Annotated in this window: 16 protein-coding genes; 10 read left to right on the top strand and 6 right to left on the bottom strand. The window is 71.1% G+C overall.

Going from position 1 to position 12,535, the window contains the following annotated elements:
• Positions 1-19: 19 nt before the first annotated feature.
• Entirely contained in the window at positions 20-1,153 is a 1,134-nt protein-coding gene (locus ACIRU3_RS13150; RefSeq protein WP_404055455.1) for a dihydrofolate reductase family protein, read from the bottom strand.
• 74 nt (positions 1,154-1,227) lie between these two features.
• Between ACIRU3_RS13150 and ACIRU3_RS13145 the strand changes: the two genes are divergently transcribed.
• Positions 1,228-1,758 (top strand): MarR family winged helix-turn-helix transcriptional regulator, encoded by a 531-nt coding sequence (locus ACIRU3_RS13145; RefSeq protein ID WP_404055453.1) that lies wholly within the window; start codon positions 1,228-1,230, stop codon positions 1,756-1,758.
• Between the two features lie 130 nt (positions 1,759-1,888).
• A complete protein-coding gene (gene ribA / locus ACIRU3_RS13140; protein WP_404055451.1) occupies positions 1,889-2,524 on the top strand; it encodes a GTP cyclohydrolase II in 636 nt (211 codons plus the stop codon).
• A gap of 83 nt (positions 2,525-2,607) precedes the next feature.
• On the opposite strand, the gene ACIRU3_RS13135 is transcribed toward ribA, so the two are convergent.
• On the bottom strand, positions 2,608-4,044 hold the full coding sequence (locus ACIRU3_RS13135) for a DHA2 family efflux MFS transporter permease subunit (protein ID WP_404055449.1): 1,437 nt from the start codon (positions 4,042-4,044) through the stop codon (positions 2,608-2,610).
• 16 nt (positions 4,045-4,060) lie between these two features.
• Positions 4,061-4,663: an NADPH-dependent FMN reductase gene (locus ACIRU3_RS13130; RefSeq protein ID WP_404055447.1), complete on the bottom strand. Its 603-nt coding sequence runs from the start codon at positions 4,661-4,663 to the stop codon at positions 4,061-4,063.
• A 140-nt stretch (positions 4,664-4,803) separates the two neighbouring features.
• On the opposite strand from ACIRU3_RS13130, the gene ACIRU3_RS13125 reads away from it, so the two are divergent.
• The gene (locus ACIRU3_RS13125) at positions 4,804-5,490 is read left to right on the top strand and encodes a TetR/AcrR family transcriptional regulator (protein WP_404055445.1); all 687 of its coding nucleotides are present in this window, start codon (positions 4,804-4,806) and stop codon (positions 5,488-5,490) included.
• Positions 5,491-5,870: 380 nt separating this feature from the next.
• Here ACIRU3_RS13125 and ACIRU3_RS13120 read toward each other — a convergent pair whose 3' ends face one another.
• Together ACIRU3_RS13120 and ACIRU3_RS13115 are read right to left on the bottom strand one after the other, a co-directional pair.
• A complete protein-coding gene (locus ACIRU3_RS13120) occupies positions 5,871-6,068 on the bottom strand; it encodes a hypothetical protein (protein ID WP_404055443.1) in 198 nt (65 codons plus the stop codon).
• A gap of 116 nt (positions 6,069-6,184) precedes the next feature.
• A complete protein-coding gene (locus ACIRU3_RS13115) occupies positions 6,185-6,634 on the bottom strand; it encodes a hypothetical protein (RefSeq protein ID WP_404055441.1) in 450 nt (149 codons plus the stop codon).
• Between the two features lie 206 nt (positions 6,635-6,840).
• On the opposite strand from ACIRU3_RS13115, the gene ACIRU3_RS13110 reads away from it, so the two are divergent.
• The 6 genes from ACIRU3_RS13110 (at position 6,841) to ACIRU3_RS13085 (ending at position 10,639) form a co-directional block, all read left to right on the top strand.
• Positions 6,841-7,128 (top strand): hypothetical protein, encoded by a 288-nt coding sequence (locus ACIRU3_RS13110; RefSeq protein WP_404055439.1) that lies wholly within the window; start codon positions 6,841-6,843, stop codon positions 7,126-7,128.
• A 642-nt stretch (positions 7,129-7,770) separates the two neighbouring features.
• Positions 7,771-8,100: a hypothetical protein gene (locus ACIRU3_RS13105; protein ID WP_404055437.1), complete on the top strand. Its 330-nt coding sequence runs from the start codon at positions 7,771-7,773 to the stop codon at positions 8,098-8,100.
• A complete protein-coding gene (locus ACIRU3_RS13100; protein ID WP_404055435.1) occupies positions 8,097-8,912 on the top strand; it encodes a hypothetical protein in 816 nt (271 codons plus the stop codon). The genes ACIRU3_RS13105 and ACIRU3_RS13100 overlap by 4 nt, the downstream gene beginning before the upstream one ends.
• 329 nt (positions 8,913-9,241) lie before the next feature.
• Entirely contained in the window at positions 9,242-9,427 is a 186-nt protein-coding gene (locus ACIRU3_RS13095) for a hypothetical protein (RefSeq protein WP_404055433.1), read from the top strand.
• Positions 9,424-9,777: a hypothetical protein gene (locus tag ACIRU3_RS13090; RefSeq protein ID WP_404055432.1), complete on the top strand. Its 354-nt coding sequence runs from the start codon at positions 9,424-9,426 to the stop codon at positions 9,775-9,777. The genes ACIRU3_RS13095 and ACIRU3_RS13090 overlap by 4 nt, the downstream gene beginning before the upstream one ends.
• 73 nt (positions 9,778-9,850) lie before the next feature.
• On the top strand, positions 9,851-10,639 hold the full coding sequence (locus tag ACIRU3_RS13085) for a hypothetical protein (RefSeq protein WP_404055430.1): 789 nt from the start codon (positions 9,851-9,853) through the stop codon (positions 10,637-10,639).
• Positions 10,640-10,677: 38 nt separating this feature from the next.
• Here the strand turns inward: ACIRU3_RS13085 and ACIRU3_RS13080 are convergent, their stop codons facing one another.
• Positions 10,678-10,965: a hypothetical protein gene (locus tag ACIRU3_RS13080; protein WP_404055428.1), complete on the bottom strand. Its 288-nt coding sequence runs from the start codon at positions 10,963-10,965 to the stop codon at positions 10,678-10,680.
• A 129-nt stretch (positions 10,966-11,094) separates the two neighbouring features.
• On the opposite strand from ACIRU3_RS13080, the gene ACIRU3_RS13075 reads away from it, so the two are divergent.
• Positions 11,095-12,501, top strand: a complete 1,407-nt coding sequence (locus tag ACIRU3_RS13075; RefSeq protein WP_404055426.1) for a hypothetical protein — start codon at positions 11,095-11,097, stop codon at positions 12,499-12,501.
• The last annotated feature ends 34 nt before the right edge of the window (positions 12,502-12,535 follow it).

Genomic DNA, 12,535 nt, shown 5'->3' with positions numbered 1-12,535 from the left:
CGCCTGCGTGAGCTGCCGCTCAGGGCAGCAGGTGCGCGTTCGGCGCCTTCGCCAGACCCTCGTACTCGGGCAGCAGGACGGCCGCCACGCCCGCGTCCACCAGCACCCCGGTCCCGTCGGCCGCCGTCACGAACGTGTCCGGCTCGCGCCAGGCCGTGACCACCCGCCGTACGCCCGCCCGCAGGATCAGCTGGGCACAGGGGGCAGGGCGGGAGGCTCGGCGGGAGCAGGGTTCCAGGCTGCTGTAGACGGTGGCGCCGGGAAGGCGCGGGTCGGCAGGGTCGATCTTCGCGAGGGCCGCCTCCTCCGCGTGCACCACGGGGTCGCCGCCCTCCCGCGAGTGGCCGCGCGCCAGCTCCGTGCCGTCGGCGGCGATCACCACCGCGCCGACACTGAAGGCCGTCCGCGAGGGCGGGCACAGGGCGGCCAGCTCGCAGGCGGTGCGCAGCCAGTGGCGGTCGGCGGCGGCGGGCGCCGGGCCGGTGCCGGGGGCGGTGGGCTCGTAGCGCATCAGGACGACGTCCTCGATCCTGCGGGCCTCGGTGAGGCGGAGGCGGCCGCCCTGGTACGCCCCCGGGCCGAACAGGCGCGGGGCGGCCGGGTCGCCGACGAAGAGCGGGGCGAGGACCAGCTGGAGCTCGTCGGCGAGGCCCTGCTGGAGGAGCTGGGTGTGGACGGTGCCGCCGCCCTCGACCATCAGACGCCGTACGCCCCGCACGTCGTGCAGATGCTCCAGCAGGGCGCGCCAGTCGAGGCCGGGGCCGAGGGAGACCACGTCGGCGGTCCGGCCGAGGGCTCGGGTGGCCTGTTCGGCGCCCTTGTCCGTCGTGTACACGAGCTTCTCGCCGCCCGTGTGCCAGAAGTTCGCGGCCGGGTCGAGGTCGCCGGTAGCCGTGACGGTGATCTTCAGGGGGTACGCGGGCCTGCCCTCGGCGGTGCGGGCCGCGCGGCGCTCGGCAGAGTTCACCAGCAGGCGCGGGTTGTCGGCGCGGATGGTGCCGGCGCCGATCAGGATGGCGTCGACCGAGGCACGCACCTCGTCGACGCGGTCGAAGTCGGCCGGGCCGGACAGCAGGAGCCGGTCGGGGCCGGTGTCGTCCAGAAAGCCGTCGAGGGAGACGGCGGCGGACAGCAGGACGTACGGGTACGGCATCGGCGCGGTCTCCCTGGCGAGCGGTCACGGGCTGCGATCTTGGTTCAAGTTTGAAACAAACCTACACTGGCGGCATGACGACCCGCTGGCTCACCCCCGAGGAGCAGCGCGCCTGGCGCGCCTACATCGCCGCCTCCCAGCTGCTGGAGGACGCGATCGACCGGCAGCTCCAGCAGGAGGCCGGCATGCCACACCTGTTCTACTCCGTGCTGGCCAACCTCTCCGAGGCGCCGGACCGCCGCCTGCGCATGACCGATCTCGCCGAGAAATTGAAGATCACGCGCAGCAGGCTGACGTACGCCGTGACCAGGCTGGAGCGGGACGGGATGGTGCGGCGGGAGGACTGCAGCTGGGACCGGCGCAGCAGTATCGCGGTCCTGACGGACGAGGGGATGGCCGTGCTGGAGCGTACGGCACCCGGGCATGTCGACACGGTCCGCGCGACCCTCTTCGACCGGCTCACGCCGGAGCAGGTGGGGCAGCTGGAGGAGATCTGCACGGGGATCGCGCGCGGGCTGCAGGGGGAGGAGACCGGAGCCGCCGTGGAGGACGTGCCGTGGCGGCGGCGGTCGTCGCCCTGTTCGGGGCCGCCCGCCTCGTCGTAGGCCCTGGAGCCTGTCGCGGGCCGCACCGCAAACCCGTTGCTTTAACTTTGAAGCATGGGGTAGGGTCACCGACCGGAGTAGCTGCTTCAAATCTGAAGCAGGTGCCAAGGGAACGAACCCGGAGGCCCGCATGCCCGACACCCCCGCCGCCACGCCGCGCGCCCGCGTCCGGGTACCGCTGCACTTCCACGACGGATACCGCGTCGACGCCGAACTCGTCACCTTCCACGGACTGGCCGACGGCCAGGAGCACGTGGCCGTGGTCCTCGGCGAGCCCGGTCCGGTTCCGCTGGTGCGGCTGCACTCCGAGTGCCTGACCGGCGACGTCTTCGGCTCGGCCCGCTGCGACTGCGGTCCCCAGCTGCGCGAGGCGGTCGAGCGGATCGCCGAGCGCGGGGGCGTGCTGCTCTACCTCCGCCAGGAGGGGCGCGGCATCGGCCTGTACAACAAGCTCGACGCCTACGCCCTCCAGGACCAGGGGCTCGACACCTACGAGGCGAACGCCGCGCTCGGCCTCCCGGAGGACGCCCGCGACTACACGGCCGCCGCGCAGATGCTGCGCGCCCTCGGCATCGGCGAGCTGGACCTGCTCTCCAACAACCCCGACAAGGCGGAGCAGTTGCGCTCGCTCGGGGTCGTCGTCCGGGACCGGGTGCCGACCGGTGTCTTCACGACGGCCCACAACGTCCGCTATCTGCGCGCGAAGGTCCTGCAGACGCAGCACACGCTGCCGCTGGGCGAACTGACGGAGCTGAACGCGGGCTGACCCGGCGACGGCGGCGCCGGGAGCTGCACCCGCCGCCAGGCTCCTCAGCCCGGCCACGCCCGGCAGCCCCGCCGCCACGCTCCTCAGCCCCTGCGGGCGTCCGGCAGTCGCAGTGCCGGCAGGATCGCCAGGGCCAGCAGGGCCGCAGCGATCGCGTACGTGATCCGGAAGCGCGCCGGCTCCATGCCCGCCGATCCCAGCACCACCGACAGCACCGCCGTCCCGACGGACGCCCCCAGCTGGGAGTTGATGCCCAGCGCGGTGCTGGCCGCGGCCACGCGGTCGGCGGGCAGGTCACGGGTCGCGGTCGTCATCGTCGGCATCAGCACCGTGCCGGCCCCGACGCCCATCACCATGGCCGGGACGACCACCCGCCACATGGGCACCCCGCTCACCCCGCTCTGCAGTGCGACCAGCGCCATCCCGAGGGCACCGACCGCGATCCCGGCCGGAATCAGCCTGCGCGGCGACACCCTGTCGATCCGCCGCGCCGCGATCTGCATCGCCACCCCGACGGCCAGCCCCACCGGAGCGCCCAGCAGCCCGACGCCGGTCGCGCTCACGCCCCGCTCCTGCTGCCAGTACAGCGGCCCGAGCAGCATCGACCCGAAGTATCCGCAGGTGAACAGGGCGAGTGTGGCGATGCCTGCGGCGAAGGTACGGTCGCCCAGCAGCCGCAGGTCCAGCAGCGGCGCGCGGACGGTGAGGGCACGTCGTACGAAGGCGGCGGCGAGGACGGCCCCGGCGAGCGTGGGCAGCAGAGCGCCCGGCGCCGTGAAGTCGCCGCGCTCACCGCCCCGGGCCAGGCCGTACAGGAGCAGGGCCAGACCGGGCGAGAACATCAGCAGGCCGGGGACGTCCAGGCGGGGCACCCCGGCGGTACGGGCATCGGGCGCGTCCCCGGGCAGCAGCCGTACCGCGAGCGTCAGGGCGAGCGCGCCCACGGGCAGGTTGACCAGGAAGATCCAGCGCCAGGACGCGGAGTCGACCAGCCAGCCGCCGAGCAGCGGCCCGGCGATCGGTCCGACCATGATGGGCAGCCCCAGCAGGCCCATCGCACGGCCGAGCCGGGCCCGGTCGGCGATCCGCATCACCAGCGCCATGCCGACCGGCATCAGCAGCCCGCCGCCCAGCCCCTGCAGCGCACGGAAGGCGATGAGGCTGCCCGCGTCCCAGGCGCACGCGGCGAGCACCGAGCCGAGCGTGAACACGGTGAGCGCGGTCAGATAGGTGCGCTTGGCGCCGATCCGGCCCATCGCCCAGGCCGCGGCGGGAATGACCGCGGCGAGCGCGAGCGTGTACGCGGTGACGGTCCACTGGATCGTCGCCAGCGGGGCGTCGAAGGACTCCGCGAGGTGGCGCAGCGCGACATTGACGATGGTCATGTCGAGCACGGACATCAGAGAGCCGATGACGACGACGGCGACGACGCGGTAGAGCGCGGTGGTCGCGGTGGTCGCCTCCGCTGCCGGCCGGGCGGGTCCGGTGACCGCCGCCCCGGCGGGCTCGGCCGTGCTCATCTCCCCCACCCCGCCCTCAGCCCGCGTACGGGTGCTCGGCGCGGCCGGCCCGCAGGACCCGCCCCCACCAGGCGAGTTGGCCGAGCATGCCCTTGGCCGCACCCGCGCACACGGCCGCGTCGCGCGGCGTCCCGTCCTCCCCGAGGCCCGACCACGGCCCGTGCAGGCTGACCGAGTCCCGCACGGTCGTCGCGTGCAGTTCGGCGAAGACCAGCCGCAGCTGCTCGACCGCCCGCAGACCGCCGCCGAGACCGCCGTACGACACGAAGCCGACCGGCTTGGCCTGCCACTCGGCGTGATGCCAGTCGACGAAGTTCTTCAGGGACGCCGGGAAGCTGTGGTTGTACTCCGGCGTGACGACGACGAACGCGTCGGCGGCGGCCAGGCGCGGCGAGACCTCGTTCAGGGCGGCGACGGTCTCGGGGCTGGGTGTGCCGCCCCAGCCGGGCAGCACCAGCGGCAGCTCCACCTCCGCGAGATCGATGACGTCGAGGTCGAGGTCCGCGTCGCCGGCGGCGGTGCCGAGGAACCAGTCGGCGACGGTACGGCCGTGCCGGCCCTCGCGGACGCTGCCGATGATCACGGCGACACGGAGCGGGACTTCATTGCGGTCGGACACAGGGATCCCCGTTTCGGGCTCGCGGCGGACGGGCCGCCGGGTGCGGCCGCCGCCTTGCCAGTAAAGTACAACGCTCGTTGTAGAAATTACAACGGGCGTTGTAAGTCGGGTACAGTTCGAGTCCGGGAGGGAGAGCGAGAGTGGGCGAAACCAACGAAACCCGGATGACACGGGCACAGCGCGAGGTGTCACCGCGCAAGCTGGAGAAGCAGATCGCCATCGCGAGCGCGTCCTGCACGCTCTTCGGCCGCGAGGGCTACGCCCGTGCCTCGGTCGACGCCCTGGCCGCCGAGGCCGGCATCTCCACGCGCACGCTCTACAACCACTTCCCCGGCGGCAAGGCGCAGCTCTTCCAGACGGTGGTGACATGGACGTCGAGCGACGTCCGGGACGCCCAACTGGCACGCCTGAAAGCCGTGTTGGACCCCGAGCGCCCCCCGCACCCCGACGACCTCGAACGCGACCTGGTGTCCCTCGCCCGCGGCTTCGTCGGCCTGATGGACGACTATCCGAACCACTTCGCCCTGGTCCGCCACATCCACGCCGAGGCCGACCACGTACCGCCGGAGGTCCTGAAGGCCTGGCACGAGGCGGGCCCCGAACCGGTCGGCCGCGCCCTCACCGAGGCCATGACCCGCCTCGCCGAGGCCGGCCTCCTCGACCCGCACGGCGACCCGGCCCTGACGGCCGGCCACTTCATGGCCCTGACCTCGCACACGATCGTCCAGAGCACCCACTACGGCGTCCTGCCCCTGCCCAAGGAGGAGACGGACCGCCTGATCAACGGCGGCGTGGCGGCGTTCCTGCGGGCGTACGGAACCCGGTGAACGGCCTGGGTGCGGGGCTCTGGAAACAGACACGCCCCCAGCTCATCGTGTCGTTGAGCTGGGGGCGTTCTCGTAGGCCCTGTGGGACTCGAACCCACAACCAATGGATTAAAAGTCCGGACGAGGCTGTGTCTGAGGATGACGAGACATGACGCCCGATGCCGTTTCAGCAGGTGGCGGGCGGATTTACGCCCCGGGAGTGACGTCCCCTGACGCAAGATCCGGAGCCGTCCGGGCACGCGCCGGGCACGCACGGGGCACGCGGAATCCTGGTCCTGATCTGCGCAAACGCACCCGCTCGGTCAACATGCTACGGGCCGCCTGAACGCAGAAGGGGCCGCGCGGCTTCTGCCGTGCGGCCCCTTCCCCCTTGTGCAGCCTTACGCGGTATCCGGTCCGGCATCGCTTTCATTGGTGTCACCACAGGCGGGGGGAAGGGCGTTCAGTACGAGTTCCAAGGCGATGGCCCCAGAGTCAGTGATGTGGCGGTCGTCGAGCAGGATGTGCCGCTCGTCGGCGTGAGCAGCGCCGGCGGCAGGCGTGTGATTGTCGAGTCGGGTACGGCGGACGCGGAACATGGTGCTTCCCCCTTGCGGCATGGCGGAGCCCAAACACTCGAACATACGCCCGAGGCAAGAGCGTTGATCACACTACCGCCACAAACCACCACAGGTCACGCGACTAGGACAGCCTGTTACTGCTCATCGGGGGGCAAGATTCGGAGGTTGCCCAACCCGAGCTCCCTCAAGCGTTCCTGGAGAACGGGCAGGTCTTGCGGACTAGTTCCCTCCGCATAGGCGACGACCACAGTCGTCCCCGGCGCGCTGGTTCGCAGCTTGGCCACATCGAGGCCGGTCCATTCCGCCGAGGCTGCCGCTTGAACGTCTGCGATGTTGCGGCCCGTTGCTGCGGCGACAGCTCCGATGATCCATCGCTCACGCCTATACCCCTCCCCCTCGGCGATCTTCGGCAGGATGTTGTGCGCGATGCGCCGGCCAGTCTCGGGATCGACGGCTCGGGCCGCCAACGTGCGCAGCGTTTCGTTCGGCGCGTCGATCGCGATTCGAACGATGTCCCGCAGCATGATCACGGGCTTCTCGCCCTCACCCGAGGCCGGGCGTATCGGGGTGTCGTTCTCCGACACGGTCCCACTCCGTTCTTGTCGCAGAACATGAACAGTCTCATCTAACCAGTGATCTTGCCCGGTTGCACACCTCCGAACTGCGTTGACGTCGGGAATCGGCCCTGTCTACGTTGTTCTTGTTCACGAACACGAACAGACATTCGGGATCTTTCGGCTTCCCTCTAAGTCTCTCTGTTCGAGTTCTGCAACAGACACAGGGGGATGAAATGAGCGTCAAGTTTCTCGCCGGCCCGCCGCCGGCACGGCAGAAGAACACACGGCATGCGCTGCTCGTCGCGCAGCTCCGAGCACACCCGAACCAGTGGGCGGAGATCCAGGAAAAGGCCACGGGTGCCCGCGCTGCTGCGGCTGCTCAGGCGATCCGGTCCGCGCAGCTCGCGTCTTACGCGCCGGCTGGCTCGTTTCAGGCCATCGCCCGGACCGTGATCGAGGACGACGTCGCCCGTCATGTGGTCTACGCCCGCTACGTGGGCGCCACCAAGTCCGCGGCGTGATCTGCGATTTCTGGGACGGCGCCGCCGGCGCCTACTGCCACGCGATCGGCGTACGCCGGTACATCGTCGGAAACCGTTGCCCCGCCCATACGCCCGCCGCACTCGCCGGCCTGCCCGAACCTCCGGGCTCGCCGATCCCCTTAAGGAGAAGAACCGTTGAGCCTCGCCGCGACGGCATGGGCGTGGTCCCAGTCCGACAGCCGAGGCGCCGCTCGTCTGGTTCTGCTCGCCATCGCTGACCGGGCCGACGCCAACGGCGTCGCCTACGCCGGCACTGCCTCACTTATCCGGCGCACCCGCGCCGCCCGATCCACCGTCCGCAACGCTGTCGACGCCCTTCTCACGTCGGGCGAGCTTGCCGTTGTCGACGGCGAGCTCGGCCCTGGCGGAGAAACGGTCTACCGCCTCCCCCTACTCAACGCGAGGGGGGCCGGAGATCAGCCCGGGCCGGATTCTGACCCGGGCTCGACATCGGCCACCGGGGGACCGGTGAGCGGCCCCGGGGAGGGCCGGGCATCGACCCCGGGGGGACCGACTACCAGCCCGGGGGAGGGCCGGAGATCGGTCCCCGGGGGGCCTGCTACCGGCCCCCAGAACAAAAGAAGCTCTCTACAAGACGAACAGCAGCAGCAGCCGCGCGCGATGAACACCGCACTGATTCCCGAACTGCATCCGCTCGACGCCGCTCTTGCCGCCGCCTCGATCACCGTCCGATGGTCCCTCGGCCTCGGCGAGCAGCGCGACGTCTACCGGCTCGCACGGGCGCACGGCGTCGAGACCCTTGTCGGCCTCGCGGCCCACCGCACCAACCCAGGCGAGGCACCGAAGAGTGCCCGCTACTGGCTCAAGGTCTGGAGCGACCTCGACCGGCCGGCACCGAGCACACCGCCGCGGCCATCGTCGCCCGCGGCCTACGCCGACAACCTCGCCGCCGGCCTCGCCCTACTCGCCCAACAGGAGGGCACCCCATGACTCCCGAACAGATCGCCGCCCTGTTGGCGTTCGCCGGAACCCTCGACTCTCGGGTGCGCCGCGCGCTGGCAGACCCGCAGCAGTCCGCCCGCACCATCTCGGAGTGGACTGCCGCTGTCGCCGATGTGCCTGCGACGCTGCCCGAACTCGGCTGGGATGCCGCCCGTGCCACCCAGCGCTATTACGAGCAGCACGGCGGCAACCGCTCGTCGCAGTACCGGCCGATCGACCCGCACGATCTCCTCGCCGCGTGGGGGCCACACCGGGCCGAGCTCATGAACCGCCACACGGACCCGGTCCCGGCCGCCGACCCGGACAATCCGCGGGCCTGGCGCGAGGAACTACTCGGCACCCGGACCGCGGTTGCCCGCGGACATGCCGCGCCAGCGCAATACCGAGCCGAGATCAATCAGGCTGGGCAGAGGCGCCTCGCCGCCCTCATGTCGAGTGTCGGCACCGGCCCGCGCCGGTACATGCCCGCGCATGTCGCCGCCGAACTTCGGCAGTTCAGGCCGGCACGCGCTCGCCGCGAGCAGTTCGTCGCCGAGGGACTGCCGGACCCCCTGAACGTCCAGTGCCCCTACTGCCTTGCAGCGATCGACGAGCAGTGCCGCAGCAGCTTCCGCAGCCGGGGAAAAGGCCGGCGACCGCTCACCGGCGTGCACCCCTCACGTGTGGAGGCACTACTCGCGGACGGCGGTGACCAGACCGACGCCGAGCAGATACGCCTCGCCCGGATCATGTGCCAACCGCCGGCACCCCGCCGAGACGCACGTGCCCGACACACGAGCGGCGGAGGCGAGGCCCGATGATCCCACCCGCTGCCCAAGCCGTGATCACCGCGCACCTGACCGACGAACTCGACGTGCACCCGCACCTCGCGACCTCGGTCGTTGCCTCGCTCACCGACCGCCTCGCCGCCGAGGGATGGCACATGACAGCGAGTTGCCCAGCGCGACCGGTCGCGGCTCGCGCGCGGGAGACCTCGCGCGCTCGGCGCCTTGTCGCTCGCCTGCTTACCCGGCCCGTACTCGATGCTCGTCAACTTCCGGACGAAGAAGGGGCGCGCAACCCATGACCGCCGCCACGTCGTCGAGCTCGCGCTGCTGCGGCCTGTCCGAACGAACGGAGAGATAGCCCTGTGAGCGTTGCCCTGCTCGCCCTCACCATCGTGCTCGCCCCCTGCGCTGCTCTCGCCTTCGCGGTCCGCAGCGACAACCACCTCGACCGCGAGCTGCGCCGCCTCGACCGCATTACCTGCCCGACCACCTGCACCGCCTGCCCTCCGGCCGCCCGCCGAGCCCCGAACGGAGACCACAGCCCATGACACGCAACACCCGCACCCGAGCCGACTCCCGCCGAGGCCGCACCCTGGCACGCGAGACAGAGCGCGACGCCCGCCGCGACCGCTTCCGGCTCGCGCTCGCCCGAGCCGACCGCGGCGTGCTCAGCCCCGAGGACTGCGCCCAGCTCCGTGCCGATGTTGATGCCGAGGTCATCGAGTCGGACACCCACCGGCGCAGCGCCGGCGGACAGCAGGCCACGGCGATGCGGTTGCACCAGCGCATCGAGGCCGCGGAGAACGCCATTCGTGAGATCGAGGCTGAGCGCGACGGGTTGCTCGCCCAGCTCCACACCGGCAAGGACGCGCGCAGTGGTTCTCCGTCAACGCGATGAACCAGTGCACTTGCGGGCCTCCGTGAACACCGACAACCGGCTGATGACTGCACGACAGGGAGCACCACCACAGATGACGTCCGCCGCCATTGCCCGTCGCGAGACCGTCGACGCACTGCGCACCGTGAGGGAGTTGTGGGCCGAGCTGCTGCTCGCCATCGAGACCCCGCCGGCCGACGTGTGGCCGCCACGGCGGCTCTCACACACCCTGCGCGCCAGCGACGACGATTCCCTCACCGTCGCCGACCGCCCGCCCCTCGTGCTTCGAGAGCACCCCGCACCGCTCAATCTCGATGCACTCGACGCCGGCCTCGCTATCGAGCGGCAGGTGTTCGCCCTCGCCGACACCCTCGCCGCCGCAGTTCAGCACGCCGACGTCGGCGACCCCCGCCGCTGGGATTTCCAGAACCCGGGCGCAGCAGATGCCCGGGGCGCGGTGGGATCACGCGCGCATGGGCTGCACTTCGCGTGCGTGTGGGTTGAGGGGCGCGTGCTCGACGAGGACACAGAGCCTGAACAGCAGATCGACGGCACGCTCACCCCACCGCCGTTCGCTGCCCTGCCTCCGCATCTGCTGCACGAGGCCCGGCGTACCGCGCGGGTCGTCGAGGGACTGCTGCTGCGCACCCTCGGGCTTGACCAGCGTTTCACGCCCATACCGGACCACCCGTGCCCCTGGTGCGGAGGCGAGCTCACCCTGCACACCGAGCCGAACGAGGCGCCGAGGGTGCTGTGCGGGGGCGGCATGAACTGCCCTGCGCCCGTGGGCATGGACGATCAGGAAGCGGCGCGCGTGTGGGGGTGGGAGGACCTGCCCGAGTTGATTGCCGCGCTCGGGGTGGACATCACCGCCGCAGCGTAGGCCGGCCGCGCGGTCCGAGACGCCCCTCGGGCCGCGCGCTACTTGCCCTTGGCGATCTGGTCGATACGAGCGATCGACAGCCCCGTGCGCTCCCTGACTGCGGCGAGCGTCATTGTCTGGCGCAGCTCGCGCACCGCCTCGCCCCGTACGGCCTTGACCCGCTTCACCGCATCCGGCAGCAGATCGTCGGCGAGGAGTCGCGCAGCCCGCTCGCGCTCGACCGGATCGGCGATCTCCGCCAGCGGGGCGAGGGCTGCGTCGAGGTGCTCGGCCATGCGGGCGCGCAGCGCAGCACGCTCCTGCTCGGCGGGGTCGGTCGTGTCCATGGGAGCAGCGTACGGGGTCATCCGAGATTCTTTTCTAGACCCTCTTGAAATCCAATTTCTAGAGGGTCTATAAATGAGGTGCGCCGCCGAACTCCGGACGGCGACCACACCACCAAGGGAGTGCGCGCCATGGAGCAGCAGACGTTCACCGAGCGGGCCGGCGTCAGGTACGCAGTCATCGGCAAGGGCAAGCGCGTGCACTACTCGCCGAGCAACGACGACGGCCTGTGCGGTCGCGGGATCACCTCATACCTGGACGCCGAGGAAGCCGTCGCCCTGTTCTCCAAGGGGTTCGAGCTGTGCGCTCCCTGCCACCGCGCAGCCGAGAAGCGGGCCGCCGCGAAGCCGACCGTCGATGAACAGCTTGACGCCCTCGCCGACAGCGTTGCGGAATCGCTCACCGAGGCCGACGCGCTGCTCGCCGACCTGCGCGAAGTTGGCGCAGACCTCGACGAGCACGAGGCTGCGGTCGCGACGTTCGGCGCCCAGGTAGACGCCTTGGTCGAGCAGCTCGCCCAGGAGACCGCCGCCCCGCTCGCTGCCGAGCAGCGTGTCGTCGAGGGCGTGATCGTCGAGCACGCCGGCGTCGCCGAGGGCAGCACCCCGAGCAACGCCACGCACCCGAACGTCGTGGCCGCACGAGGCGCCCTCGACAACCTCGCCTTTGCCCGCATGACCGACCACCACGACACCAGCAACCCGACCGAGGACGAGCAGAACGTGCGCGGTTACCTCGTTGAACCGCGCGGCGGGCGCCGAGTCGCGGTGTACTGGCTCGAAGGGGGCCGCATCATCCGCCGCGACCAGATGCCGCACGGTCCCGCGCTCGACTGCCTCGCCGACCGCCTCAGCAAGCGCGGTTGGAATGTCGAGCCGATGCTGCGCAGCTCGCAGTGCGTGTTCGCCCACCGTCCCGCAGACGGCACCGAGCGGCCTGAGCCGCAGCCGGCGCCGACGCTGGAGGAGAACACCCGCGCGGCGAACGTGGTGCTTGCCGGCGTCGACTTCGGCGAGCCGCGGTGCGTGCACAACGTGTTCCCGCTGGACGGGGTGAGCGGCGAACCGATCAAGGCGTGCGCCCGCAAGGAGTCCATCCAGGAGGCCGGCGTGTTCAGCGATGAGGGGTGCGTCGAGGCGTACGACTGCGCCGTGCAGGCAGCCAACCGTGCCGCCGATATGAACGCCGAGGAGGGCGCCCCCGCCAGCGATCCGCTGTACATGTGGGATCTGCTGTGCGTCGAACACCGCGACAGCGAACAGCAGGTCGACACCTGCGAGGAGTGCAACGCCACACCGGACGAGGACCGTTGCCCCGAGTGCTCCGGCAAGGGGTGCCACTGGTGCCACTGGACCGGGGAGGAGCAGACCGAGCAGACCGAGCAGACCGCGCCCATCGAGCTCGAAGTCGTCCACGACGACGAGGCCGAGGCCGCCGGCACCTGGCGCGAGGGATGGATCGCCAGTCAGCCGGCGCCCGCCGATGTGGTGCTGTTCGACCTCGGCGACATCGCCGAGCAGGGCGCCCTCTTCGGCTAAGTCCCCATAGGGGTTGCGCCGTTATCCGATCGTG

This window comes from Streptomyces sp. NPDC101151, assembly GCF_044768335.1.
GTDB lineage: Bacteria > Actinomycetota > Actinomycetes > Streptomycetales > Streptomycetaceae > Streptomyces.
Note: the sequence above shows the minus strand (reverse complement) of the source record. Positions and strands in the feature narration are given on the sequence as shown.

Bases quoted from the DNA above. Each gene is read 5' to 3' on its own strand.
- ACIRU3_RS13150 (WP_404055455.1), bottom strand. From the start codon at position 1,153: ATGCCGTACCCGTACGTCCTGCTGTCCGCCGCCGTCTCCCTCGACGGC.
- ACIRU3_RS13145 (WP_404055453.1), top strand. From the start codon at position 1,228: ATGACGACCCGCTGGCTCACCCCCGAGGAGCAGCGCGCCTGGCGCGCC.
- ribA (WP_404055451.1), top strand. From the start codon at position 1,889: ATGCCCGACACCCCCGCCGCCACGCCGCGCGCCCGCGTCCGGGTACCG.
- ACIRU3_RS13135 (WP_404055449.1), bottom strand. From the start codon at position 4,044: ATGAGCACGGCCGAGCCCGCCGGGGCGGCGGTCACCGGACCCGCCCGG.
- ACIRU3_RS13120 (WP_404055443.1), bottom strand. From the start codon at position 6,068: ATGTTCCGCGTCCGCCGTACCCGACTCGACAATCACACGCCTGCCGCC.
- ACIRU3_RS13110 (WP_404055439.1), top strand. From the start codon at position 6,841: ATGAGCGTCAAGTTTCTCGCCGGCCCGCCGCCGGCACGGCAGAAGAAC.
- ACIRU3_RS13105 (WP_404055437.1), top strand. From the start codon at position 7,771: ATGAACACCGCACTGATTCCCGAACTGCATCCGCTCGACGCCGCTCTT.
- ACIRU3_RS13100 (WP_404055435.1), top strand. From the start codon at position 8,097: ATGACTCCCGAACAGATCGCCGCCCTGTTGGCGTTCGCCGGAACCCTC.
- ACIRU3_RS13090 (WP_404055432.1), top strand. From the start codon at position 9,424: ATGACACGCAACACCCGCACCCGAGCCGACTCCCGCCGAGGCCGCACC.
- ACIRU3_RS13085 (WP_404055430.1), top strand. From the start codon at position 9,851: ATGACGTCCGCCGCCATTGCCCGTCGCGAGACCGTCGACGCACTGCGC.
- ACIRU3_RS13080 (WP_404055428.1), bottom strand. From the start codon at position 10,965: ATGGACACGACCGACCCCGCCGAGCAGGAGCGTGCTGCGCTGCGCGCC.
- ACIRU3_RS13075 (WP_404055426.1), top strand. From the start codon at position 11,095: ATGGAGCAGCAGACGTTCACCGAGCGGGCCGGCGTCAGGTACGCAGTC.